Here is a 25,713-nt window from a genome sequence, read left to right as displayed (position 1 = left end):
TCATGACAGCCTCGACTCCTGCCGAGACTGTGGCGCCAGATGCAGCCACTGCAACGAGCTTGCCCCGCCATATTGCCATCATCATGGATGGCAATAATCGCTGGGCTAAGCTGCGTGAGTTACCAGGTAATGAAGGTCACCGCGCTGGTGAGCTGGCATTGCGCCAAGTAGTTGAATTGGCAGCAAAAGTTCCTGTTGACGTGCTCACTGTTTTTGCTTTTTCTAGCGAAAACTGGCGTCGTCCACCCGATGAAGTTGCTGCTCTGATGCAGCTATTTTTATTTGCTCTCGATGCTCGTGTGCAAGAACTTGATCGTGCGCGTATTCGCCTGCGCTTTATTGGCGATCGCTCCGCGTTTTCCAGTGAGCTGCAGGCCGGCATGCAGGTTGCGGAGGCAAAAACGGCACATCACACGCGCATGACACTGATCATTGCGGTGAACTATGGTGGCCAATGGGATATGGCGCAGGCTGCTCAGCGCCTTGCCGCACAAGTAGAAAAAGGTGAGCTGAAAGCCGCAGATATCACGCCTGAGCGTTTAGCTGGGATGGTGGAGATGTCTGATTTGCCGCCAGTAGATTTGCTAATTCGCACTGGTGGCGAGTTGCGTATCAGTAATTTTGTGTTGTGGCAGGCAGCCTACGCCGAGCTGCATTTTAGCGATGCGCTATGGCCAGACTTTGGCCATAAGCATTTGCAAGCTGCACTGGAAGATTATGCCCAGCGCCAGCGCCGATTTGGCCGAACATCAGAACAAATAGAGGCCTTACATGCTTAAAGAACGTGTGATCACCGCCCTGATACTACTGCCGATTGTTTTATGGTGTGTTTTTGGTGGCGTTATTGGTGCCTTCCCAGTATTTGCCACCGTATTGGTACTTATTGCGGCATACGAGTGGACGGCCTTAATGCGCCTGACCTCATACGCTCAGCGCTTCGCTTTTATAGCAGTGGTAGCCTTTGGTTTAGCTTATTTTCAGCACCAGGGCTTCAACACCAATACAGGTCTGCTGATGGTGGCAGCTACGCTAGGGTGGTTGATCGCTTTGGGCTGGGTAATGCGTTATCCAACACAAGCTGAGCAGTGGGACACACCAGCGCGTTTGAGCATTATTGGTCTGTTTTTATTGCTGCCGACATGGGCTGGTTTAGTGGCTTTACACGCGCAATCACCATGGTGGTTGATGTATGTGCTGCTGCTGGTGTGGGGCGCTGATACCGGTGCGTATTTTGCCGGCCGACGCTTTGGTCGCGTTAAGCTCGCGCCCAATGTTAGTCCTGCAAAAACCCGTGAGGGCTTATACGGTGGCCTAGTTTTAACTAGTTTGATTATCGCCGGCGTGACTGCGTATTTATCTTTAGATGTGATGCGCTCAGTGCTGTTTATGAGCATTTCCTTATTGACGGTATTGGCGTCGGTGCTGGGAGACTTGTTTGAATCCATGGCCAAGCGCCGTGCGGGCATTAAAGACTCCGGTAAAATCTTCCCCGGCCATGGCGGTGCGCTGGATCGCATCGACTCCATTACCGCAGCCGCCCCAGTGTTTATGGCAGGTTGGTGGTTGGCGGGTGGCTTCTAATTCATGCCCCATTTGCCTAAGCAAAAACAGCAATCGCAACAGCAGCAGTCAATTACGCTATTAGGTGCAACTGGCTCTATTGGTCAGAGCACGCTCGATGTGTTGGCGCGTCATCCCGAGCGATACCGCGTTTATGCCCTTACGGCGCACCGGCAAATTGATGCTTTAGCGGCGCTTTGTGAGCGTTGGCAACCGATGGTTGCCGTCGTTGGCAGCGAGGCGGATACGCAGCGCTTGCGTGACATGCTGAAAGGCTCAGCACCAAGCACTGAAGTTCGCTTTGGTGCAGATGCCTTGGCTGAAGTAGCCCAAACAGAAGAAGTCGACACCGTAATGGCAGCGATAGTTGGTGCTGCAGGCCTATTGCCAACCTTGGCGGCCGTGCGTGCTGGAAAGCGTGTGTTGTTAGCCAATAAAGAAGCCTTGGTAATGTCCGGCGCGATCTTTATGGAGGCCGTGACTGAGCATGGCGCGACCTTGCTGCCCATCGACTCCGAGCACAATGCCATTTTTCAATGTTTACCCAACGGCACGCCGGTCAGTCTTGCAGAATCAGGTATTGAATCACTAATTTTAACGGCATCCGGCGGGCCATTTTTAAATGCCAGCGCTGAGCAACTTGCACAAGTCACGCCTGCACAGGCTGTGAAACATCCCAATTGGGCGATGGGCCAGAAAATATCTGTAGATTCAGCAACTTTGATGAATAAAGGCTTGGAGCTAATCGAGGCATGCTGGTTATTTTCGGCAAAGCCTGAGCAGGTCGAAGTAGTGGTGCATCCGCAAAGTGTGATCCACTCCATGGTGCGCTATGCCGATGGTTCTGTATTGGCGCAGATGGGCCAGCCCGATATGCGTACCCCGATTGCGCATGCCTTGGCATGGCCTGAGCGCATGCACTCAGGTGTTGCACCACTAGACTTTACTCGCCTCGGCGATCTCAGCTTCATGGCGCCAGACACTGAGCGTTTCCCTTGTTTGCGCTTGGCGCGTGAGGCGATAGCTGCTGGCGGCACCTGGCCCTGCGTTTTAAATGCCGCTAATGAAGTTGCCGTCGCTGCATTTTTAGCAGGCGAGTTGGTCTTTCAAGACATTGCCGTAGTAATTGAGTCAGTCATGCAGCAAATGCCCGTGCGGCCGGCTAGCGAATTAGCTACTATCCTGTCTGCCGATCAAGAAGCCCGCGCACGCGCGACCAAATATATTGCGTCGCTGCCAGATCACCCACGCGACTAAACGAGGACAAACAGATGTCATTTCTTACTATTGTTCTCGCCGGCATCCTAGTTCTAGGGCCACTCATTGCGATTCATGAGTTTGGCCACTTTTGGGTTGCTCGCCGGTGTGGTGTGCAAGTACTCACATTTTCAATTGGTTTTGGCCCCGCGTTGTGGCGTCGTACCGCTAAGGACGGCGTTGAGTATCGACTATCGATGATCCCGTTGGGCGGCTATGTGCGCATGCTCGATGAGCGTGAAGGTGATGTGCCTGATGCGCTAAAGCCGCGCGCGTTTAATCGTCAGTCGGTATGGGCGCGTATGGCCATTGTTGCCGCTGGCCCAGCTATTAACCTATTACTTGCTGTCGTGCTGTATTGGTTCCTATTCATGCAAGGCGATGGCGGTCTGCGTCCCATCGTGGGCCGCGTATTGCCCGATAGCCCAGCAGCCATGGCCGGCATGCAGCCTGGCGACGAGCTAATGCGCATTGGTGAGCGCTCAGTGAATAACTGGGAGTCATCAACTTATGCGCTTATCGACCATATGGGCGAGTCCGGAAAATTAAGTCTTGAGGTACGCCCAAGCGGTGCCACTAGCACGCAAGAGCGCACACTCACGCTGAATAAATATTTATCTGGCGCAGATGCTGACCCGTATCGCGAGCTCGGCATGCTGCCATGGACGCCGGTAATGCCACCGATTATTGGTGTGGTGCAAGAAGGTAGTCCCGCCGATCGCGCCGGTCTGCAAGCGCAAGACCGCATTTTGCGTATCGATGGCCAGGCCATTGCGCAATGGGCTGAGATTGTTGAGTCCATTGTTGCCAGCCCCGATAAAGCCATGACCTGGGACTTGGTTCGCGACGGTGAAACCATCGTCTTAACCGTGACTCCCGAGCTTGATCGCTCCGCGATGAATGGCTCGCGTGGCCGTTTGGGCGTCGGTGTAGCAGAGGCGCCAGTCGATATTCCAGCCAGTTATCGTCGCAATGCCAACCTAGGTCCAGTTGACGCGTTATTTGCTTCGTTAAACAAAACTGGGCACTTGATTAGCTTGTCGCTATCGTCATTGGGCAAAATGGTTACGGGACTGATTGGTATTGATGCCTTGAGTGGGCCGATTACCATTGTTAAAGTCGCAGGCCAAACTGCAGATATTGGCTGGCAAGCCATGCTCGGTTTTATGGCATTGCTGAGCGTGAGCTTAGGGGTGTTAAATTTACTGCCTATTCCCGTATTGGACGGGGGGCATTTACTGTATTACGCCATCGAGGCTGTCTGGCGCCGTCCGTTACCGGAGGCTGTGCAACAGTTTGGTTTGCGTGTTGGGGTCGCCATCATGGGTAGTGTCATGCTGCTGGCCATTTTAAACGACATACGCCGCTTGTTTTGACGGGAAATACTGAGTGATCAATCCGCTTCGGCCATCGTGGCCCGCTTTTGCTTTATTACCTTTGGCCGCTGCCTTGATCAGTGCCCCTGTCCATGCCGAAAGCTTTGTCATCAAAGACATTCGACTAGAAGGCTTGGGTCGCTTATCAGCCGCTAGTGTCTATGCCTTGCTGCCGGTTTCCAGCGGCAGCATGCTGACCGATGAACGTGGCGCTGACTCCGTGCGTGCGCTGTTTGCATCTGGTCAGTTTGAAGATGTGCAAGTGCTGCGCGATGGCAACGACATGATTGTGCGTGTGGTTGAGCGCCCTAGCATTTCCAGCATTGAGCTCAAAGGTAACCAGTCGATCGGCAAAGACGATCTCATCAAAGGCTTAAAGTCGATTGGTTTGGGCGAGGGCGAGGTTTACAAACGCGCCGCACTTGATCAGGTCAAGCTAGAATTACAGCGCCAATATGCAGCTCAAGGCCGCTATGGTGCCGTTGTTACTGCCACAGCCAAGCCATTGCCGCGTAACCGTGTTGCCGTAACCATCGACATCAAAGAAGGTGACACTGCGCGTATTAAGCGTATTAGTGTTAACGGCAATGATGTGTTTGATGATGCCGAGCTGCTCAAGCAACTGCAGCTTCAGTCCAGCCATCTGCTGTCATTTATTTATGGCGATGATAAGTACTCGCGCGAAAAGCTTAGTGCCGACTTAGAAACTCTGCGTAGCTACTATCTCGATCGTGGTTACTTGCGCTTCAATGTGGCCTCAACACAGGTCAGTTTGTCGCCCGATAAAGATCAGGTCTACATTGATATCAACGTAAAAGAAGGCGACTTATATAAAGTCGGCGACGTGCGATTGGCCGGTGAATTCCCCGTGCCTGAAAGCGAATTAAAGCCGTTATTGCTGACTCAGCCTGGTCAAACGTACTCACAAAAAATTGTCACTCTAACTAGCGATATCATCAATCGTCGTTTAGGTCGTGAAGGCTATTTATTTGCCGATGTACAAGGCGTTCCTGAGCTTGATGACGCCACCAAAACCGCTAAATTGGTCTACTACATCAATCCCAATCGCGTGATGTCGGTACGTCGCATCAACTTTACCGGCAACTTAAAAACCGATGACCAAGTGTTACGCCGCGAGATGCGTCAATTTGAAGGTGCGCAAGCATCGGGTGAGAAAATTGACCTATCGAAAGTGCGTTTAGAGCGCTTGGGCTTCTTTGGTGAAGTGAAAAGTGAAAACGTCCGTGTGCCAGGCACAACCGACCAAGTCGACGTCAATGTTGCCGTGGTTGAGCAGCCATCGGGCTCGATTTCAGCCAGCGTTGGTTATTCGCAAAACGCCGGTGTGGTGTTCGGTGCCAGCGTAAGTCAGACCAACTTTTTGGGTACAGGTAACCGTGTATCCATTGGTTTGAACCGCTCGGATATTCGCGACTCCTATAACTTTTCCTATTTAAATCCGTACTACACGCCTGAAGGCATTAGCCGCGGTTTCAACGTGTATTTGCGCCAAACTAAGTTCGATAACTTGAACATTAGCAACTACGCCACTGACTCGATGGGCGGCAATATCAGCTTTAGCTATCCCATTGATGAAACTGAGACCATCAGCTTCTCAGCGGGTTACGACATCACTGATGTGAAAATCGGCATCCAGCCATCGGAAGTGGTCTATAACTTCGATCAGAAAAACGGCAGCAGCTTAAGCACCTACTTAGGCAGTGCTTCCTGGCAGCGCAATACGCTCAACCGTGGTGTCTTCCCAACTGCTGGCGGATCGCAAACGGTCGCTTTGGAAATGGGCTTGCCGGGTAGTGATGTTGGCTTTTATAAGCTGACCTATAACGCACAGCGCTATATTCCTGTCACGGGCCGTTGGGTTGGTCGCGCCTTCACTCGTCTAGGTTATGGTGATGGCATTGGTGGTGGTGATGACCTGCCGTTCTATCGCAACTTCTTTGGTGGTGGCTTCGGTTCAGTGCGTGGTTATCGCGATAACTCCATGGGGCCAAAAAGTCGTTTGCTGAATACTCTTACGAATCCGCCAACATTGATAAATGGCGCAGTGGCAGAGTCGATTGGCGGCAATGTGCAAATTGAAGCAGGCATGGAGCTTATTTTCCCAACGCCATTTATGGAAGATAACAACAAGGTTCGTACCTTGGCATTCTTCGATGCAGGTAATATTTTCGATACTAAGCTGCAAGGGTTCGCAGGTGAAGACTACAAGCCATCACTCAGCAATATGCGCTACAGCGTTGGTTTAGGGCTGTCGTGGATTACGCCTATCGGGCCGCTAACATTTGCTATCGCTCAGCCACTTAGCGAAAAAGAGGGCGACGATACGCAAATGTTCCAATTTTCTCTCGGACAAGGATTCTAAGCTTAATGAAAAAACTATTAGCCAGCGTCGTGTTGGGCGCCACGTTGTTTTCAGCCCTACCAGCTTTGGCCGCCGACGGCACCAAGATCGCCATGCTTGATCGTGAGGCTGCACTTTTAGCGTCGAATGCCGCTCGTACCGCCCAAGAAAAGCTAAATGCTGAGATGAAGCCACAGCGTGATCGTCTTGATGCTTTGCGTAATGACATTAAAGCCATGGAACAACGCTTTCAAAAAGAAAGCGCAACCATGTCCGAGAGCAATAAAAAAGCGCTGCGTGATCAAGCAGATAAGAAGGCTCAGGAGTTCAATACGCTGATCCAGCAAGTGCAAGAGCGTACTCAGCAAGCGCAACAGGATTTACTTAAGCGCCTGCTGCCAAACTTAGAAGGTATTTTGGATGATCTGCGTAAAGCAGGCGACTATGACATCATTCTTGATCGTCGTTCGGCGGTCTACGTCGCGCCTGAGTTAGATCTAACTAAGCGTGTGGTTGATCGTTTAAACGCGGGTAAATAAGCCATGACTGCTGCCGACATCAGTTTAGGTGAGCTGGCAGCAGCAGTCGGTGCTGAGCTGCGCGGCGACCCCGAACAGCGTGTGAGCGCCATGAATACTTTGGCGGCTGCGCAAGGCCACGAGCTTGCCTTTTTAGCCAACCCAAAATACCGCAATCAGCTTATGTCGACTAATGCCGGCGCGGTCTTATTGCGCCCCGATGATTTGGGCGACTTCACAGGAAATGCCTTACTACTGGCTAACCCCTACTTAGCTTTCGCGACCTTGTCACATCGCTTTGATCGCACGCCTAAGCCCGCCACAGGCATTCATGCCAGCGCTGTTGTGGCTGAAACTGCCGTGCTCGGAGAGGGCGTTAGCATTGCCGCGCAAGTAGTCATCGGCGAGGGTGTACGCATCGGTGCCGGCAGCATTGTGGAAGCTGGCAGCGTTATTCATGATCGTGTGGTGCTGGGTGAGGGCTGCCGTATTCGCAGTCGAGTTGTTATTTACCACGACTGCCGCTTAGGCAATCGCGTACAAATTCATAGCGGTGCAGTCATCGGTGGCGACGGTTTTGGCTTTGCTAATGAGCGCGGTCACTGGCGTAAAATTGCCCAGCTTGGTGCTGTCGTCATACACGACGATGTCGATATTGGCGCCAATACCACTGTCGATCGTGGCGCATTGGAAGACACCGAGATTCATACCGGCGCGATCATCGATAACCAAGTGCAAATTGCCCATAATGTGGTGATTGGCGCGCATACGGCGATTGCTGCTTGTTGCGGAATTTCTGGCAGCACAGAAATTGGCGCGCACTGCATTTTAGCCGGCGGCGTTGGTGTGGTGGGACATATTAAAATTTGTGATGGCGTACAAATCACCGGTATGACCATGGTGACAAAGTCGATTACTGAGCCGGGATCATATTCATCAGGCACGGCTTTTGATCGCACAGAATCTTGGAAAAAAATGGCGGTGCGCCTGCGACGACTAGATGATCTTGTCACGCGCGTGCAGCGATTAGAAAAAGCCCGCGACTAAGAATGGTCGTTGTGTGGCTTTAGGTTCATCCTAGGCCGCTCGGAGAGAAAATATGTTAGATATTCAGCAGGTTATGCATTATTTGCCGCAGCGCTACCCGTTCTTGTTTGTCGATCGCGTGACTGAGATTGAAAAAGGTAAGCGCATTGTTGGCTATAAAAACGTCACTATTAATGAGCAGTTTTTTCAGGGCCATTTCCCCGCGAAGCCGATCATGCCCGGTGTTTTGATGATTGAGGCGATGGCGCAAATTGCCGGTATTTTAGGCTTTTACACCTATGAGAAAAGCCCTGAAACCGGCCACTTATATGTCTTTGCTGGCGCCGATAATGTGCGCTTTAAGCGTCAAGTCGTGCCGGGTGATCAGCTAGTGTTAGAGGCAGTTGCGACCGGCTCACGCCGTCATATTTATAAATTTTCGTGTCGTGCTCTAGTCGATGGTCAGCTCGCCGCGAGTGCCGACATTATCATTGCCGAGCAGACGCTATGACACAAATTCACTCGACGGCGATTGTCGATGCCAAGGCTGAGCTAGCAGATGACGTTTGCATTGGACCCTACAGCATTGTAGGCCCAGATGTAGTGATTGGTGCTGGCACTTGGGTTGGGCCACACGCAGTCATTACTGGCCCAACGGTGATTGGTCAGCGTAATCGTATTTATCAGTTCGCCTCGGTAGGCAGCGATTGCCAAGATAAGAAGTACCGTGGTGAGCCTACGCGCTTGGAAATCGGTGACGATAACGTCATTCGCGAGTCGTGCACGCTGCATCGCGGCACTATTCAAGACCAAAGCCTAACGCGCATTGGCAGCCGTAACTTGCTCATGGTCAACACCCATGTTGCCCATGATGTGATCATTGGTGACGATGGTATTTTCGCCAATAACGTCGGCATTGCCGGCCATGTCGTTATTGGCGACAACGTGATTATTGGCGGCAACTCCGGCATTCATCAGTTCTGCCGCATTGGCTCGCACGCCATGCTCGGCGGCGGCACCACTTTGTTTAAAGATATTCCTGCCTATGTCATGGCCAGCGGCAATCCCGCTGAAGCGCGTGGCATGAATTTCGAAGGCATGAAGCGCCGTGGTTGGTCATCACAAACGCTAAATGCCTTACGCAAAGCCTATAAAGCGGTGTATCGCGATGGCCTAACGCTAGAGGCCGCTTATCCAGTGCTAGAAGCTTTGGCCGTGGATGCGCCAGAAATTCAGCTGTTTATCGACACATTGCGTGAGTCCACCCGCGGCATCGCGCGTTAATACTGTTGATAAGTCTGCTGTTCTTATACGCATGAAGTGAGTGAGCTGATGAATTCGCCAGGCCCCATCTTTGGCATCGTCGCCGGTGAAGCCTCTGGCGACACGCTCGGCGCCGACCTCATTCGCGCCTTAAAAGTGCAGCATCCTAATGCGCGATTTATTGGTATTGCCGGCCCGCAAATGCTCAGTGAGGGTGCTGAAACATTAGTGCCGATGGAGCGCTTGTCGGTGATGGGCTTGGTCGAAGTATTGGGCCGCCTGCGTGAATTATTCGGCATTCGCGATCAGCTTATTGCGCATCTGCTTGAGCAAAAAATCGATGTCTTTATTGGCATTGATGCGCCTGATTTTAATTTACGCATTGCTGCCGAATTAAAAGCAAAAGGCCTGCGCACCGTGCATTACGTTAGCCCTTCGGTGTGGGCTTGGCGTCAGGGCCGTGTTCACGGCATTCGCGCCAGCGTTGATTTAATGCTGTGTTTATTGCCATTCGAAAAAGCCTTTTATGACCAACACGATGTCGATGCTGTCTTTGTCGGCCATCCACTCGCCGACTCAATGCCGCGCATTAATGACACCGCCGCTGCACAACAGCGTTTAGGCCTTACGCCTGCGCCTTATGTTGCGCTATTACCGGGCAGTCGTCGTGGTGAGGTGGCGAGTTTGTTGCCATTACTATTGGAAGCCGCGCGAGGCATCCACGCTAAGCGTCCAGACTGCGTATTTCTCATTCCTGCCATCAACGCCGAGCGCCGTGCTGATATCGATGCCTTAGTCGCAGACTATTCTGAATTAAGTATTCGTGTTTTCGATCAACGCTTAGGCGCTGGTGTTGGCCGTGAAATCATGGCCGCTGCCGATGTTGTTGCCTTGGCGTCAGGCACTGCCACGCTAGAAGCATTATTGCTAAAAAAACCAATGGTGGTGACTTATCGCCTGCATTGGCTAACCTGGCTAATTGCGCGCTTTTTGGTGCGCATACCATTCGTTAGCCTGCCGAATCTTCTGGCTGGTCGTCGCATTGTGCCCGAGCTTCTGCAAGGCCAGGCTAATCCGAAAAATATCGCTCATGAAGTATTGGCGTGGCTCAATGACCCCGTACGTGTGAGCGAGACAGCCGTTAGCTTTGAGCATTTTCATCAGCAATTAGCACGCAATGCCAGCGTTACCGGTGCGCACGCTATTACTGAGCTGCTTGCCAAGCCTGTGCGTGTGCCATGAGGCTAGTCGCCGGCGTTGATGAAGTAGGCCGTGGACCATTGGTTGGTGCAGTGGTCACGGCTGCGGTGATCCTGAACCCATTAAAACCGATAGCTGGCTTGGCAGACTCAAAAAAGCTCACCGCTGCGCGGCGTGAAGCCTTGGCCATAATCATTGAGCGCGATGCTTTGGCGTGGTCGCTTGGCCGTGCTGAGCCAATTGAGATCGATGAACTAAATATTTTACAAGCGACCATGCTAGCGATGCAGCGTGCTGTGGCGGCGCTTAGCCTTCAGCCAGACCATGTCTTGATTGATGGCAATCGCTGCCCGGTATTGCCGATGACAGCAGAAGCTATCGTTAAAGGCGATGGCACGGTGGCAGAAATCAGTGCCGCAAGCATCTTGGCGAAAGTCGCTCGCGACCGCGAGATGGCTGAATTGCACGCCACGCATCCGGGTTATGGTTTTGATCGTCACAAGGGCTACCCAACGCCTGCGCATTTGAGAGCGCTCGCTGAACTTGGCCCCTTGCCCCAGCATCGCCGCTCGTTTGCGCCGGTGCGTCAGTCTTTAGCGATGAGTGCTCCATGACCGGTTTTGTGCATTTACGCGTGCGTTCTGAGTTTTCCCTGCAAGACTCTATCGTGCGAATTCCCGCCCTAGTCTCAGCCTCATTAAAGGCCGAGATGCCGGCGGTGGCGATGGCCGACTTGATGAATGTCTACGGCTTGGTGAAGTTCTTTAAAGCCGCTCAGAAAAAAGCCATCAAGCCGATTTTCGGTGCCGATATTGTTATTCGCAATGGCGAGTCGCTGAACCTAGTGACGGCGTTAGTGATGAATCACGCCGGCTATTTAAACCTTATCGCCTTGCTGTCTGAGGCTTATATTTCAGGTCAAGAGCAAGGCCGACCAGTTCTGGCGTATAGCGAGCTCCAAGCGCGAAATAACGGCTTAATTTTTCTGCTCAGCCGCACCAGCGATGTCGGTCAGGCCTTAATCGGTAGCGATATTGCCCAAGCCGACAGGCTGCTAACAGATTGGATGACACTGTGCCCATCGCGCGTGTATTTAGAGTTGCAGCGCACCGGTCGTGAAGGCGAAGAAGATCATCTGCATGCCGCTGTGGCCTTGGCCGAACGGCGTCAGTGCCCAGTAGTGGCGACCAATGATGTGCGCTTTCTCACGCCGGAAGAATTCGAGGCACATGAGGTGCGCGTAAGCATTGCGCAAAGCTATACCCTCGACGACCCGCGCCGCCCACGTGAATACAGCTCCGAGCAATACTTCAAAAGCACGGAGCAGATGCAGGAGTTGTTTAGCGACATTCCTGAGGCTTTAGCCAACACGGTTGAGATCGCTAAGCGTTGCAGTTTGAGTTTGAGCTTAGGCAAAAATTATCTGCCAGATTTTCCGGTACCACCGGGCATGACCATGGCTGAGTATTTTTCGCAGCTCTCGCATGAGGGCCTGCAAAAGCGTCTCGATAAACTCTTCGATCGCACCCGCGCCGACATGCCGGAAATCGAGGCTGAATACAAAGCGCGACTGGAGTTTGAGCTCAACATCATTAATCAAATGGGCTTTCCCGGCTACTTTCTCATCGTCATGGATTTCATTCGTTGGGCGAAAGAAAACGGTGTGCCAGTAGGGCCAGGGCGGGGCTCTGGTGCGGGCTCATTGGTGGCGTATTCGCTATTGATTACCGACCTTGATCCGATCAAATACGACTTGTTGTTCGAGCGCTTCTTGAATCCCGAGCGGGTCTCGATGCCCGACTTCGATATCGACTTTTGCATGGAAGGCCGTGATCGCGTCATCGAATACGTGGCCAATCATTACGGTCGCCAAGCCGTGTCGCAGATTATTACCTTCGGCACCATGGCGGCAAAAGCGGTCATTCGCGATGTTGCGCGAGTACTCGGTAAGGCCTATGGTTTGGCCGATCGCATGTCGAAAATGATTCCTTTTACGCCCGGAATTTCATTGCAAGAAGCGCGTGAACAAGAGCCCATGCTGGAAGAGTTACTCAGCGTGGCTGATCTCAGCGATCACGACGACGCGCTCGAAATTTGGGAAATGGCGATTCGCCTCGAAGGCATCACGCGTGGCGTTGGTAAGCACGCCGGCGGTGTTTTGATCGCGCCGGGTAAGCTCACCGATTTCACCGCGGTCTATACCGACGACGAGGGTAAATGGGTCAGTCAATACGATAAAGACGATGTCGAGTCGGTAGGCCTAGTGAAGTTCGACTTCTTGGGTCTGCGCACGCTCACCATCATTGATTGGGCGTTAAAAGACATTAATGCCAAGCGTGCACGCCGCGGTGAGGCACCGATCGAGATCGAACGCATTCCGCTCAATGATCACGAGCCTTATAAGGTCATGTCCGAGGGTAAAACCACGGCGATATTCCAGCTCGAATCGCGCGGCATGAAGGAGTTGATTAAGAAGCTGAAGCCTTCACGCTTCGAAGACGTGGTGGCGCTGGTGGCGCTGTATCGGCCAGGGCCACTAGAGTCGGGCATGGTCGACGACTTCATTAATCGTAAGCATGGTCGTGCCGAAGTTGCTTATCCGCATCCTGAGCTTGGCCCGGTGCTGGAAAACACTTACGGCGTCATCCTTTATCAAGAGCAAGTCATGCAGATCGCTCAGGTCTTGGCAGGCTATTCGCTTGGCGGCGCGGACATGTTGCGCCGCGCCATGGGTAAGAAAAAACCCGAAGAGATGGCGAAAGAGCGCGTTAAGTTCATGGAAGGTTCGGGCGCGCGCGGTGTTGACCCTGCGCAAGCCGGTGGCATTTTTGACTTGATGGAAAAGTTCGCCGGCTATGGCTTTAACAAGTCGCACTCGGCGGCTTACGCCTTGGTGTCCTACCAAACTGCGTGGCTGAAAGTGAATTATCCGGCCGAGTTTATGGCCGCCGTGTTGTCATCTGAGATGGCCAACACCGACAAAATCGTAGTCTTCATTGAAGAGTGTCGCGCCATGGGCCTGACCATTCGCCCGCCTAGCGTCAATGAGTCGGCATTCCGCTTTGTTGCTAATGATGCCGGTGAAGTGATTTACGGCCTCGGTGCTATTCGCGGTGTCGGCGAGGGCCCAGTGGCATCGCTTTTGGCGGCACGCGAAGCTGATGGTGGCTTTAAGGATCTCTTCGATTTCTGCCGTCGTATTGATTTACGCAAGCTCAATAAGCGCGCGCTGGAGGCATTAGTTCGTGCTGGCGCGCTCGATGATCAAGGCGCAAATCGTGCTGTGATCATGGCATCGCTAGAAAATGCTGTTGCTGCTGCCGAGCAACAAGCGCGCAACGACGACTGCGGCATGGTTGACTTGTTTGGCGATGTGCTCGAAGCCGCGCCCTCCGGTGACTGGTCTGAGGCCATGGAGTGGAGCGAAGATGAGCGCTTGCAGGCCGAAAAAGAAACACTCGGGCTTTACCTCACGGGTCATCCAATTGATCAATATGAAGCTGAGCTTAGCCGCTTGGTAACTTGCCGCCTCGCTGAATTACAGCCCACGCGTCGTGGTCAAAATACGACTGTTGCTGGTTTGCTAATGGGCCATCGCATCATGAAAGGTGCTCGTGGTTCACGCGCATTTTTGACCATTGATGACCGTACGGCACGTGTTGAAGTGACTGTATTTAGTGAAGTTTTAGAGCAAGTTAGGCCGCTATTAAGCAGTGATAGCGTGCTCGTTATTGAGGGTGAAGTCTCGATGGATGAGTACGCGGGCATGCTCAAAGTCGTGGCTAAATCGATTCAACCTTTAGTCGATGCTCGTACACGCTTGAGCAAGGGCTTGGAGCTCACTGTACCCGTTGCCTTGGGTCTGCGTGGAGTTCACGACCTAACCGAATGGCTACAAACCCAGCGCCAAGCCGAGGGTGCTATGCTGCGTTTTCGTGTGCAACATCCAGCCGCGCAAGCTACATTACTGGGCAGCGAGCAGTGGCGAGTAAAACTGACCGATCCATTGCTGCGCGGTTTACGCCAGCGCCTGGGTCACGATAGTGTGCGTGTACTGTACTAAGTAGTGGGTTTGCGCGCCGCGCCGTGTCAGCTACACTCGGTGCATAGTTAATGAGAGCGTTTCATGAATCCCGATTATCTCGATTTTGAACAACCTATCGCTGAGCTTGAAGCCAAGATTGAAGGGCTAAAGCAAGTTGGCGATGGCACCAGCTTAAATATCGATGACGAGGTCGCCCGGCTGCGTAAAAAAAGCCTGGCTCTCACTGAAGATATTTTTTCCAAACTAACCTCGTGGCAAGTCTCACAGATCTCGCGTCATCCGCGCCGTCCTTACACCATGGACTATGTTCAGCGCCTATTTACCGATTTCGATGAGCTCCATGGCGACCGTAGCTTCTCCGACGATGCCGCACTGATTTGCGGTACTGCGCGCTTTATGGGCGAGCCGGTGATGATCATTGGTCATCAGAAGGGCCGCGATGTGCGCGAAAAAGTGCGCCGTAACTTTGGCATGCCGCGCCCAGAAGGCTATCGCAAAGCCTTACGCCTGATGGAAATGGCTGAGCGCTTTAGAATGCCCATCTTTACTTTTATCGACACGCCAGGCGCTTATCCTGGTATCGATGCTGAAGAGCGTGGCCAGAGTGAGGCCATCGCAAAAAATTTAGCGGTCATGTCGCGTCTGAAAACACCAATCATCTCGACTGTGATTGGTGAGGGTGGCTCCGGCGGTGCCTTGGCTATTGGTGTTTGCGACAGCTTATTGATGCTGCAATACAGCACTTACTCGGTGATTTCCCCAGAAGGCTGCGCTTCTATTCTGTGGAAAACCGCTGCAAAAGCACCTGAAGCGGCAGAGGCAATGAATCTTACGGCCTCGCGCCTACACTCATTAGGCTTTGTTGATGATTTAGTCAGTGAGCCTTTGGGTGGCGCACACCGCGACTTTGATCGCGTTGCCGATAGCCTGCGCAAAGCGCTGCTAAGCCAGCTGAAAAAGCTACGCAGCCTAGATCACGACAGCCTGCTAAATCGCCGCTACGATCGCCTGATGAGCTATGGCAATACCGAGCAGCTAGCCAGCGAATGAGCCCAGTTGCCGCGCTCGACGCGTTTTTGCGCGCGCGGCAGCTCGATGCCCCTAGCATCACGGGTCTTGTCGTAGCGCTTAGCGCCGGCCCCGACTCCTACGCTTTACTCTGCGCCGCTAAGCATGCTGCCTCAGCCTTAGACTTTCGGCTGCGCGCAGTGCATGTGCATCACGGCCTTCACCCCGATGCCGACAGCTGGGCGATGCTTGCTGAACAGCAAGCGGCGGCCTGGCAAATTCCTCTACAGATTTTGCGTGTCCAAGTGCCGGTGCAAGCTAGCATTGAGGATGCCGCACGGCGGGCACGCTACGATGCCATTGCCGCGCTTATGAGCGAGAGCGAAGCGCTGCTGCTGGCCCACCATCAGGATGACCAAGCCGAAACGCTATTGCTGCGACTGATGCGTGGTGCAGGTGTGCAGGGCTTGGCGGCTATGCGCGAGCAGAGTTTGTGGCGTAGCAGTAATACGCAGTTACCTGCGATGTTGCGCTGGCGGCCATGGCTTGGCCAATCGCGACAGGCCATCACGAGTTGGCTTAGCAGCATTAGTGAGCTACCCGTTGTAAAAGATCCTGCCAATGCCGATCCGCGCTTTGACCGCAGCTTATTACGTCATCAGCTATTGCCTCTGCTGCAACAGCGCTGGCCCGAAGCATCGCAGTTATTGGCTCGTAGCAGCCAACAAATGGCGCAGCAAGCCGATGCCTTAAATGAGCTTAGCGATGACCTTTTGCAGCAGCTCAGCGGTGATGGCAAAACTTTAGATATCCCAGCACTCAATGCGCTGAGCGAAGCCAGTCGTCAGGCGGTCATCGCGCGTTGGTTGCAGCGCAAGGGGGCGCCGGCATTACCGTATCGGTATTGGCCACGCGTGAAACTAGAGTTGCTGCAGGCACGCGCCGATGCTCAGCCGCAATTGGCTTGGGCCGGTTGGTCGCTGCGGCGTTATCGTGAGCGTTTATATCTGCGCCACGATGAGCTGATTAGCGAATTACCAGCAGCTATCAACTGGCCTAATCCGCTTGAGCCTATCGAGTGGGCAGGGCGCTTATGGTCGCTAAATGAGCTATGCCCGCATTTAAATAGAAACGACCAATTACTCGAGATGCCATGGCGTATAGCTCCGCGCGTTGGTGGTGAGCGGCTGCTGATTGACTCGAGTTGTCTTAAGGAAGCCTCTGCGCTAAAAGATCAGCAGCGCAGCGTTAGTCTGAAAAACTGGTGCCAAGAGCAGAGTATTCCGCCATGGCAGCGCGATCGCCTAATATGTATTTGGGCCGGTGAGATAGTGGTGGCGGTACACCTAATGACCGATGAAGCGTAAGTAAGCCCCATACATACTCTTGATTAGGAGCCAATACCATGACATCTGTGACAAAGGGCAGCGCCTTAGCGCTTGGCATATGCGTTGTACTGGGCCTGTCGGCCTTAGGCTATCAGCTGGCCGACGCCGCAGTATCGGTGAAAGCCATGGAGCGTACGGTGAGCGTGAAGGGCTTATCTGAGCGCGATGTTGATGCCACTACGGCGGCATGGCCGATCCGCTATCAAGTTGCTGAAAATGACCTAGATAAACTGTATTTAGACGTTGAAAAAAACCAACGCATGATCAGTGTTTTCTTGAAAAAGCATGGCTTAAGCGATGATGAAATTTCTTTGGCGCCACCAGTTATTGCCGATGCTTATGCCAATCAGTGGGGCGATAAAAGTCAGATTAAGTTTCGTTACACCGGCGAAGGCGATGTAACGGTATTCACCACCAAGGTAGATGCGGTGCGCAAAGCCATGGCGAGCTTGCTGGAATTGGGTAAGCAAGGCGTGGTGGTGTCAGTCACCAAAGAAGATATCCAGCGCGTGTTTAGCTATGAGGATTTAAGCAAAATTAAGCCAGCGATGATTGAGGAGGCAACTAAAAATGCCCGTGCAGTCGCTGAAAAATTTGCCCAAGACTCCAATAGCAAGTTGGGCAAAATCAAGTCAGCTCAGCAAGGGCAATTTAGCATCAACAACCGCGATGACAGCACGCCGCACATGAAGCGCGTGCGCGTGGTCACCACGGTTGAATATTACTTATCCGATTAAGGCTTAGCCTCGACCAAAGGCGGCTTTCAGTGGTGCGGTAACGCGACTAAGGCCGCTAGGTGCGCGCGCCGGCTTGCCATCGAACTGCAAATAGCCATCATCGATAGGCGTAAAGCGCATCAGCGGAACATCACGCAAGTAGTCTTGCACTACGCGAAATGGCGCCTTGCTGCCTTGGCGCGGCAAGTTGTCAGCTGCGCGTTGAATATAGCCTGAGCTTAAACTGCCGAGCACCGTATCTTCGGTGACCAAATTGTCATGGTCGTGAACTTCTACCGTGCGATAGCCTTTTTCATCCATATGGTTGATGAGACGGCAGACATATTCGCTGGCCAAGTCGGCTTTCAGTGTCCAAGACGCATTGGTGTAGCCAAACACCATGGCGGCATTGGGTATGCCTTCGACCAATACGCCTTTATAGGTCAAGCGTGTCTTAGCGGCCGCAGATTTATTGTCGACCTTCAAGTTCATGCCGCCGGTCATTTGCACATCGAGACCTGTCGCCGTGATGATGATATCGGCTGGAATTTCCTCGCCCGATTTCAGCAAAATGCCGTTTGTAGTGAATTTTTCAATGTGGTCGGTGGCAATGCTGGCTTTGCCTTCACGCAGAACTTTAAATAGATCGCCATTGGGCACTACGCATAGGCGCTGATCCCAAGGTTGGTAGCTGGGCGTGAAGTGCCTCATGTCGATGCCGCTACCCGCAAGCTGCTTCTTCACCATGCCTAGCAATAGGCGTTTGACTGCCGCAGGGCGTTTGCGGGAGGCCTGAAATAGCATGCGCTGTAGGCCGATATTGCGGATACGATTGAGGCGATAAACAGCCTTTTCGGGCAATACTTTTTGCAGTGCACGCGCTACTGGGTCAATGGCCGGCACCGACATAATGTAGGTCGGTGAGCGCTGCAACATGGTCACGTGAGCAGCTTTGTCGGTCATGGTTGGCAGCAAGGTGATTGCCGTGGCGCCGCTACCGATAATAACCACGCGCTTACCGCTGTAGTCGAGGTTTTCTGGCCAAAACTGTGGATGAATAATGTCGCCTTTGAAGGCTTTTTCATTGGGGAATGTTGGGCGGTAGCCCTTGTCATAGTTGTAGTAGCCGGTGCAGACCATTAAGAAGTTGGCGGTGAATTTCTCTGACTCGCCGCTTGCTTCGTCTTTGGCTTCGACAGTCCAAAGACCAGTTTTGGTCGAAAAGTTTGAGTTGATGACTTGGCGGCCATAATGAATTTTTTTATCTACGCCATACTCTTTTGCCGTATCAGTCATGTACTGCTTGATCGACGGGCCATCGGCCAATACGCGCGACTCAACCCATGGCTTGAAGCTGTAACCAAAAGTGAACATATCGGAGTCGGAGCGAATGCCGGGATAGCGAAATAAATCCCAAGTACCACCAATGGCCTGACGGCGCTCGAGTATGGCAATCGATTTAGTCGGGCAGTTGCGGCTGAAGTGGCAGGCTGCACCGATACCAGAAAGGCCGGCGCCGATGATCAAAATATCGTGATGTTGAGTGGACATTAATTAGGTCTCAGGAATTGAACTCGAGATACGCTAAAGTTTTTCCAATCAGTGGTCAATCAATTTTGACAGTGAGCACTGTAACATTTGTCAGGTTGGGGCTTTCTGGGGCGGCTGGGCGGCCGTGAAAGCCGCCCAGCACAAGGCTTAGAGCTTGCGCAAGACTAAGCTGGCATTGGTGCCACCAAAGCCAAAACTATTGCTCATGATGGTTTTTAAACCGGCATTATCAATTCGTTTTAAGGCAATTGGCAGGCCTTCAGCCTCTGGATCTAGTGTCTCAATATTGGCTGAGGCGGTGACAAAATCATTGGCGAGCATGATTAAACAGTAGATCGTTTCTTGAGCACCGGCAGCGCCCAAAGAGTGGCCAGACAGTGATTTTGTCGAGCTAATGGCGGGGGCTTTATCGCCAAAAACTGCACGAATGGCTTTGAGTTCGGCTAAATCGCCTACCGGTGTAGAAGTGCCATGGGTGTTTAGGTAATCGATAGGCGTATCGACAGTTTGCAGTGCCATATTCATGCAGCGCTCAGCACCTTCGCCGCTAGGGGCGACCATGTCATGGCCATCGGAAGTGGCGCCATAGCCAACGATTTCCGCCAAGATAGTCGCGCCACGAGCAATCGCGTGATCATAGGACTCGACGACAACCATGCCGGCACCACCAGCAATGACGAAGCCATCGCGATTGGCGTCATAGGCACGTGAGGCTTTTTCGGGAGTGTCGTTGTATTTGCTCGACATCGCGCCCATGGCATCGAACATGCACGACTCTTCCCAAGCTTCTTCTTCGCCGCCACCGGCAAATACCACGTCTTGCTTGCCGAGCTGGATGAGTTCGGCGGCATGACCAATGCAATGCGCGCTAGTCGCGCAAGCGGAAGCGATGGAGTAGTTCACGCCCTTGATTTGGAAGGCAGTGGCGAGGCAGGCCGACAATGTAGAGGACATGGTGCGTGGCACCATGTATGGGCCAATGCGCTTTACGCCTTTTTCGCGGGCGATGTCGGCGGCGGCCACTTGGTTGGTGCTTGATGCGCCACCAGAGCCTGCCACCAGACCGGTGCGGGGATTAACGATTTGCTCAGAGCTGAGGCCGGACATTTCGATGGCGCGAGTTAGTGCAACATAGCCATAGGCTGCAGCATCGCCCATAAAGCGGCGCATTTTGCGGTCAATCAAGGCATCTAGATCGAGGTCACGAATGGAGCCGCTGACTTGGCTGCGAAAGCCCATTTCGGTATATTTTTCATTGGCACGGATGCCGGAAATGCCGTTAAACAGGCTGTTTTTTACAGTTTCGGTGTCATGACCAAGGCAGGAAACAATGCCGTAGCCAGTAATGACGACGCGGCGCATAGGATGCTCCAATTAGAAGTTTTCAGTGCTGGTAAAGAGGCCAACACGCAAGTCGCTAGCAGTGTAGATTTCGCGGCCATCGAGCAATACTCGACCATCAGCGATGCCCATGACCAGCTTGCGTTCGACTACACGGCGGATATTGATCTCGTAGCGCAATACTTTTGCTGTGGGCAAAACTTGGCCGAAGAACTTCACTTCGCCAGCGCCTAAGGCTCGGCCGCGGCCAGGGTTGCCGCGCCAGCCGAGATAAAAGCCGAGTAGTTGCCACAATGCATCGAGGCCTAAGCAGCCGGGCATCACAGGGTCGGTTTCAAAGTGGCACTGAAAAAACCACAGGTCTGGATGGATATCGAGTTCGGCGATGATTTCGCCTTTGCCGTTTGTGCCGCCTTCGCGTGAGAGGTGAATGATGCGATCCATCATCAGCATATTGGGTAATGGCAGGCGGGCGTTGCCTGGCCCAAAGAGTTCCCCACGAGCGCAGGCAATAAGCTCTTCGCGGCTAAACTGGGTTTGCTGATAAACGTCGCTCATAGATTTCCTTAGGCAGTTTTTTCGTGCGCCCATGGTAGCAAGGGCATTGGGGGAGAATGCCGACCCATTAGTCTTAGAGTTGTTTCTAAATGTGTTTTTGGTTCTTTGCAAAGGCTTAACAAAGCAGCAATTTGAATGACTTAGCGGTGTAACTGGACAGGGTGGGCAGCGCAGGTATGATGGCGACCTGATACGCGTGCTGATATGGCATTAGGAGAACGTTATGTGGGTTGAACTCGGTCAATTTGCGCTGGTATTGGCAGCCATCGTGGCCTTAATTCAGGGCACCTTGCCGTGGTTGGGCATAGTACGCGGTGAGCCCCGTATTCAGGCTGTCGCACGAACAGCAGCCTATGCTCAGTTCGGCCTATTACTGTTGTCATTTATTGGCCTAACGGCAGCGTTTTTGCTGAATGACTTCAGCGTCGATTATGTTGCGCGCCAATCCAATACGCTGCTGCCATTTTGGTACAAAATTTCCGCCGTTTGGGGTGGCCACGAAGGCTCCTTATTGCTCTGGGTACTCGTGCTAGCGGGCTGGACTGCTGCTGTCGCACGCTTTTCGCAAGCACTGCCTTTGATCATGACCGCTCGTGTACTCGCCATTTTGGGCCTAATCAGCACAGCCATGATGAGCTTTGTCTTATTCACATCAAACCCATTCAACCGCCTATTTCCCGACTTCCCTATTGAGGGCAATGACCTCAATCCCTTACTGCAAGACCCCGGCTTAATCTTCCATCCACCCATGCTTTATATGGGCTATGTCGGCTTTGCAGTGCCTTTTGCTTTCGCGCTGGCGGGCTTGCTTAATGGCCGCCTTGATTCGGCGTGGGCACGTTGGTCACGGCCGTGGGCATTGGCGGCGTGGGCATTTTTAAGCGTAGGCATCGCCTTAGGTTCGTGGTGGGCATATTACGAACTCGGCTGGGGCGGCTGGTGGTTTTGGGATCCAGTTGAGAATGCTTCATTTATGCCATGGTTAGCGGGCACAGCCTTGCTGCACTCATTGGCGGTAACAGAAAAGCGCGGCGTATTTAAAGCCTGGACTGTGTTGCTGGCTATTATTGCCTTTGCTTTGAGCTTGTTGGGTACTTTCTTGGTGCGATCAGGCGTGCTGACTTCGGTGCATGCTTTCGCTTCGGACCCCTCTCGCGGCTTGTATATCTTAGCGATCTTGATTGTGGTGATTGGCAGCTCATTGGCCTTGTTTGCTTGGAAAGCGCCGAGTTTGCAAAGCGAGAGTAGGCACACCACGGTGTCGCGCGACTTTTTCTTGATGATTAACAACCTATTCCTGCTCACTGCGACCGTGACAGTTTTGCTCGGCACCTTATTTCCGCTAGTCGCAGACGCGCTAGATCTGGGCAAGCTATCGGTTGGGCCTCCGTACTTTAACTTGCTGTTTGTGCCGCTGACTTTGGTACTGATGGTGTTTATGGGCATTGGTCCGCACATCAATTGGAAGCGCGACACCTTGAGTAAGCGCCTGCTGCCCTTGTGGCGCGTGCTGATTGCCGCGGTAGTGGCGGCGATTGCGCTACCACTATTGGTCTATGGCGATCTGCCATGGCTAGTTGCACTCAGCATTGGCTTGTCGGCATGGGTCTTAGGTGCTTTATTTGAAGATGTACTGGTGAAGACGCGCCATGCCAGAACGCGTTGGCTGGGCCTAAAGAAACTCACTCCTAGCTATTGGGGCATGCAGCTGGGCCATATTGGTCTGGTCATGGTGGTTTTGGGTGTGGCAATGACCTCGCATTACAGCGTGGAAAAAGATGTGCGCTTAGCTCCCGGTGAGACACTAACTGTCGGCGATTATGTATTTCGTTTTGATGGCGTCGAAGATCATCGCGGCCCGAACTATACGGCGCAACGTGGCACCTTGGTGGTGAGCTCAGGCGCGTGGTCCGAAGTGTTGCATCCGGAGAAGCGTATCTACCGCGTGCAGCAAAGCCCGATGACTGAAGCCGCCATTACCGGCACGCTCTGGCGCGATCTTTACGTCGCTCTAGGCGAGCCGCTAGACAATGGTGCATGGGCGGTGCGTGTTTACGTGAAGCCAATGGTGCGCTGGATGTGGTTTGGCGCTTTGGTGATGGCCTTGGGCGCACTCATGTCATTGCTCGATAAACGTTATCGCCATCGTGTCAGTGCTACGCCAACGCCGCGTGCTAGCACAGGAGCGGCGACATGAAATCATCGAGTCGCTGGTTAGTTTTCGCGTTGCCATTGGCACTGTTTTTGGCTTTGGCGCTTTTGCTATTTAGCCGCAATGGCAGTGATCCTTCATTTTTGCCTTCTGCGCGCTTAGACCACGCAGTGCCGGCCTTTAACTTGCCCAGCCTTGCTGATCCCGAGCTAAAGCTTGACGAAAGCATCTTTAAAGGCAATGTCACACTGCTCAATGTGTGGGCAACATGGTGTGTTTCCTGCCTTATCGAAAATCCTGTCATGGTTGAGTTAGCAGGTCAAGGCGTGCGCATTATTGGTGTGAACTACAAAGATAATCGACAAGCAGCTCTGGCTTGGCTAAGCAATAACGGCAATGCCTTTGAGCAAGTCATTTTTGACGAAGATGGCAGCTTAGGCATCGATCTAGGTGTCTATGGCGCGCCAGAAACGTATCTAGTCGATGGCAATGGCATCATTCGTTATCGCGCAGTTGGCGTGCTCGACCCGAAGGCATGGCAAACCGAATTGAAGCCACGCTATGAGGCGCTATTAGCTGAATATGCGCAGGAGGCTAAGCCATGATTCGCTATCTATTACTCAGCCTGATGCTGATTTCTGCAGCAAGCTTTGCCTCTGTTGATGTCCGCGACTTCGATACGCCACTGCAGGAAACTCGCTACCGCGCATTGATTGATGAGCTGCGCTGCCCAAAATGCCAAAACACCAACTTAGCCGGCTCTGATGCAGGCTTAGCTGGGGACCTGAAAGACCGTGTTTATGAGCAAATTAAAGCAGGCCAAAGCGATGGCGAAATTCGTGATTATTTGATCGCGCGCTATGGCGACTTCATTACCTATAAGCCGCCTGTGCGCGCCAGCACGTTTGTGCTCTGGTTCGGTCCATTTATTCTGCTCATTGTGGCCGGTTTTACCATGTGGCGACGGACGCGCGGGGTGATTGCCAAGCCTAGGCCATTGTCGTCACAAGAGGCGGAGCAGCTGCAGCGTGTATTGTCCGGTGATCAGGAGCGTAGGTCATGATGAGTTTGGGTGCGGATCAAATGACCTTAGTGCCGATGGTGTTGGCGGCGATATTATTAGCGCTAGCCACGGCATTTTGCCTGCTCTGGCCATTACGCGGTGGTATGGCGGTGACAGGTCGTAGCGCGCAGGCCTTATCGAAGCAAATTTATCATGAGCGTTTGGCTGAGCTAAATGCCGATCACATGGCATCGCGCATCACCGCTGAGACCTATGCCGCGCTGAAGTTGGAGCTCGATCGCGGGCTATTAGCCGATAACCAACAAGTGGCAGATCAAAGTAGTCGGCCATTGAAAGTGGGTGGTTTGGCGCTGGCGTTATTGCTGATTGTTCCTGTCGCGAGTGTGGCGTTATGGCTTGGCGTATTTTTGAGCCCAGGTTTGGCGAAAGATACGCATAATGCTGAGCGCTTAGCGCCGACTATCGATAAGTTGCTGGCGGGGCAGGACATGGCGGAACAATCGCCAGATGCTAGTTTGCCGGACTTTATGCGTGCGCTGCAGCGTCGTGTCCAGGCCGATCCGCATAATGGCGAAGGCTGGCTAACTTTAGGCTTGGGCTTCATGCAAGCACGTGAGTTTGGTCCGGCAAAAGAGGCTTTGGCCCGTGCTGTGGAGCTTAGCCCTAGCGATATCCAAGTGGCGATGACCTATGTGCAAGCCAGCATCATGTCGCAGCAAGGCGCGATGGATTCTCTAGCAGCAAACTTGCTCAATGGTATTTTGCAGCGCGAGCCTGATCATCAAGGCGCCTTATTGATGCTTGGTATGGGCAGCTTGCGTGCTGGCGATAATGCCACGGCACTAGCGGTGTTAACGAAGCTACGAGCCCTGCGCGCGGCAATGCCTGCTGCTGAGGCAGATTCGGCGGCTGATCAACGCATTGCCGGCTTGATTGCAGAGGCCGGTAGCGCCGGTGAAGTCACGGCAGCCGCAGATACGCTATATCGCATCGAGGTCACGCTTGCGCCAGAATTGGCACGCGCCATACCCGCCGATGCAACCTTGTTTATTTTCGCTCGCGAACCTGCCGGTATGCCGATGCCGATTGCCGCCGTGGGGCAGCCAGTGGCGCAGTTTCCGATGTCGATTGCGCTCAATGATCGCCATAGCTTGAACTCAGCAAGACTGCTGAGTTCATTCGCGGATGTGGTTATTTCGGCGAGAATATCGACTAGTGGCGATGCCACTGGGCCCGGCTGGCAAGCAGTAGCAGTACCAGTGCAGAAAGCCAGTGATCAAATAGTGCGCCTGCGAATTAGCGAGAAAGTCGAAGCGCGATAGTCCGTTGGTCGCAGCTTGGCGGTGAAAGTCTTGTGAAAAGGCGGCT

At 53.0% G+C, this 25,713-nt stretch carries 22 protein-coding genes; 19 read left to right on the top strand and 3 right to left on the bottom strand.

The window, feature by feature from the left end; all coding sequences use genetic code 11:
* Positions 1-2 precede the first annotated feature (2 nt).
* From uppS to ACFQ0F_RS05260, 15 genes are all read left to right on the top strand, one after another.
* Positions 3-779, top strand: a complete 777-nt coding sequence (gene uppS, locus ACFQ0F_RS05330; protein ID WP_340676431.1) for a polyprenyl diphosphate synthase — start codon at positions 3-5, stop codon at positions 777-779.
* Positions 772-1,581, top strand: coding sequence for a phosphatidate cytidylyltransferase (locus ACFQ0F_RS05325; RefSeq protein ID WP_340676432.1), 810 nt, complete (start codon positions 772-774; stop codon positions 1,579-1,581). The genes uppS and ACFQ0F_RS05325 overlap by 8 nt, the downstream gene beginning before the upstream one ends.
* Positions 1,582-1,584: 3 nt before the next feature.
* Positions 1,585-2,817 (top strand): 1-deoxy-D-xylulose-5-phosphate reductoisomerase, encoded by a 1,233-nt coding sequence (gene ispC, locus ACFQ0F_RS05320; RefSeq protein WP_379069830.1) that lies wholly within the window; start codon positions 1,585-1,587, stop codon positions 2,815-2,817.
* Positions 2,818-2,831: 14 nt separating this feature from the next.
* Complete coding sequence (gene rseP, locus ACFQ0F_RS05315) at positions 2,832-4,193, top strand: RIP metalloprotease RseP (RefSeq protein WP_340676434.1); 1,362 nt, start codon at positions 2,832-2,834, stop codon at positions 4,191-4,193.
* Between the two features lie 13 nt (positions 4,194-4,206).
* Positions 4,207-6,576 (top strand): outer membrane protein assembly factor BamA, encoded by a 2,370-nt coding sequence (bamA, locus tag ACFQ0F_RS05310; RefSeq protein WP_379069826.1) that lies wholly within the window; start codon positions 4,207-4,209, stop codon positions 6,574-6,576.
* A 5-nt stretch (positions 6,577-6,581) separates the two neighbouring features.
* Positions 6,582-7,094 (top strand): OmpH family outer membrane protein, encoded by a 513-nt coding sequence (locus ACFQ0F_RS05305; RefSeq protein ID WP_340676436.1) that lies wholly within the window; start codon positions 6,582-6,584, stop codon positions 7,092-7,094.
* A 3-nt stretch (positions 7,095-7,097) separates the two neighbouring features.
* Complete coding sequence (lpxD, locus tag ACFQ0F_RS05300; RefSeq protein ID WP_379069822.1) at positions 7,098-8,120, top strand: UDP-3-O-(3-hydroxymyristoyl)glucosamine N-acyltransferase; 1,023 nt, start codon at positions 7,098-7,100, stop codon at positions 8,118-8,120.
* A gap of 52 nt (positions 8,121-8,172) precedes the next feature.
* On the top strand, positions 8,173-8,610 hold the full coding sequence (gene fabZ, locus ACFQ0F_RS05295) for a 3-hydroxyacyl-ACP dehydratase FabZ (RefSeq protein ID WP_340676438.1): 438 nt from the start codon (positions 8,173-8,175) through the stop codon (positions 8,608-8,610).
* Positions 8,607-9,383 (top strand): acyl-ACP--UDP-N-acetylglucosamine O-acyltransferase, encoded by a 777-nt coding sequence (gene lpxA / locus ACFQ0F_RS05290; protein ID WP_379069819.1) that lies wholly within the window; start codon positions 8,607-8,609, stop codon positions 9,381-9,383. The genes fabZ and lpxA overlap by 4 nt, the downstream gene beginning before the upstream one ends.
* Positions 9,384-9,431: 48 nt before the next feature.
* Entirely contained in the window at positions 9,432-10,604 is a 1,173-nt protein-coding gene (gene lpxB, locus ACFQ0F_RS05285) for a lipid-A-disaccharide synthase (protein WP_340676440.1), read from the top strand.
* Positions 10,601-11,176: a ribonuclease HII gene (rnhB, locus tag ACFQ0F_RS05280; RefSeq protein ID WP_379069815.1), complete on the top strand. Its 576-nt coding sequence runs from the start codon at positions 10,601-10,603 to the stop codon at positions 11,174-11,176. Before lpxB ends, rnhB begins: the two co-directional genes overlap by 4 nt.
* The gene (gene dnaE / locus ACFQ0F_RS05275) at positions 11,173-14,625 is read left to right on the top strand and encodes a DNA polymerase III subunit alpha (protein WP_379069812.1); all 3,453 of its coding nucleotides are present in this window, start codon (positions 11,173-11,175) and stop codon (positions 14,623-14,625) included. Before rnhB ends, dnaE begins: the two co-directional genes overlap by 4 nt.
* A gap of 63 nt (positions 14,626-14,688) precedes the next feature.
* Entirely contained in the window at positions 14,689-15,657 is a 969-nt protein-coding gene (locus tag ACFQ0F_RS05270) for an acetyl-CoA carboxylase carboxyltransferase subunit alpha (protein ID WP_340676443.1), read from the top strand.
* The gene (tilS, locus tag ACFQ0F_RS05265; protein ID WP_379069809.1) at positions 15,654-16,982 is read left to right on the top strand and encodes a tRNA lysidine(34) synthetase TilS; all 1,329 of its coding nucleotides are present in this window, start codon (positions 15,654-15,656) and stop codon (positions 16,980-16,982) included. The genes ACFQ0F_RS05270 and tilS overlap by 4 nt, the downstream gene beginning before the upstream one ends.
* A gap of 38 nt (positions 16,983-17,020) precedes the next feature.
* Positions 17,021-17,740 carry an SIMPL domain-containing protein gene (locus ACFQ0F_RS05260; RefSeq protein WP_379069806.1) on the top strand — a complete coding sequence of 240 codons (720 nt, stop codon included), beginning with the start codon at positions 17,021-17,023 and terminating at the stop codon, positions 17,738-17,740.
* A 3-nt stretch (positions 17,741-17,743) separates the two neighbouring features.
* Here ACFQ0F_RS05260 and ACFQ0F_RS05255 read toward each other — a convergent pair whose 3' ends face one another.
* From ACFQ0F_RS05255 to fabA, 3 genes are all read right to left on the bottom strand, one after another.
* Positions 17,744-19,270: a flavin-containing monooxygenase gene (locus tag ACFQ0F_RS05255; RefSeq protein ID WP_379069803.1), complete on the bottom strand. Its 1,527-nt coding sequence runs from the start codon at positions 19,268-19,270 to the stop codon at positions 17,744-17,746.
* Between the two features lie 147 nt (positions 19,271-19,417).
* Positions 19,418-20,632: a beta-ketoacyl-ACP synthase I gene (fabB, locus tag ACFQ0F_RS05250; protein WP_340676447.1), complete on the bottom strand. Its 1,215-nt coding sequence runs from the start codon at positions 20,630-20,632 to the stop codon at positions 19,418-19,420.
* Positions 20,633-20,644: 12 nt separating this feature from the next.
* Positions 20,645-21,169 (bottom strand): 3-hydroxyacyl-[acyl-carrier-protein] dehydratase FabA, encoded by a 525-nt coding sequence (fabA, locus tag ACFQ0F_RS05245; RefSeq protein ID WP_340676448.1) that lies wholly within the window; start codon positions 21,167-21,169, stop codon positions 20,645-20,647.
* A gap of 223 nt (positions 21,170-21,392) precedes the next feature.
* On the opposite strand from fabA, the gene ACFQ0F_RS05240 reads away from it, so the two are divergent.
* Genes ACFQ0F_RS05240 through ccmI form a run of 4 tightly spaced genes read left to right on the top strand, consistent with a single transcriptional unit; the run spans position 21,393 to position 25,667 of the window.
* On the top strand, positions 21,393-23,366 hold the full coding sequence (locus ACFQ0F_RS05240) for a heme lyase CcmF/NrfE family subunit (RefSeq protein ID WP_340676449.1): 1,974 nt from the start codon (positions 21,393-21,395) through the stop codon (positions 23,364-23,366).
* On the top strand, positions 23,363-23,926 hold the full coding sequence (locus ACFQ0F_RS05235; RefSeq protein WP_340676450.1) for a DsbE family thiol:disulfide interchange protein: 564 nt from the start codon (positions 23,363-23,365) through the stop codon (positions 23,924-23,926). Before ACFQ0F_RS05240 ends, ACFQ0F_RS05235 begins: the two co-directional genes overlap by 4 nt.
* Positions 23,923-24,384 carry a cytochrome c-type biogenesis protein gene (locus ACFQ0F_RS05230; RefSeq protein ID WP_340676451.1) on the top strand — a complete coding sequence of 154 codons (462 nt, stop codon included), beginning with the start codon at positions 23,923-23,925 and terminating at the stop codon, positions 24,382-24,384. The genes ACFQ0F_RS05235 and ACFQ0F_RS05230 overlap by 4 nt, the downstream gene beginning before the upstream one ends.
* Positions 24,381-25,667 (top strand): c-type cytochrome biogenesis protein CcmI, encoded by a 1,287-nt coding sequence (gene ccmI / locus ACFQ0F_RS05225; RefSeq protein WP_379069793.1) that lies wholly within the window; start codon positions 24,381-24,383, stop codon positions 25,665-25,667. Before ACFQ0F_RS05230 ends, ccmI begins: the two co-directional genes overlap by 4 nt.
* The last annotated feature ends 46 nt before the right edge of the window (positions 25,668-25,713 follow it).

Source organism: Paraperlucidibaca wandonensis, from assembly GCF_042677145.1.
Classification (GTDB): Bacteria; Pseudomonadota; Gammaproteobacteria; order Pseudomonadales; family Moraxellaceae; genus Perlucidibaca; species Perlucidibaca wandonensis.
This window is presented reverse-complemented; position numbering and strand designations above follow the sequence as displayed.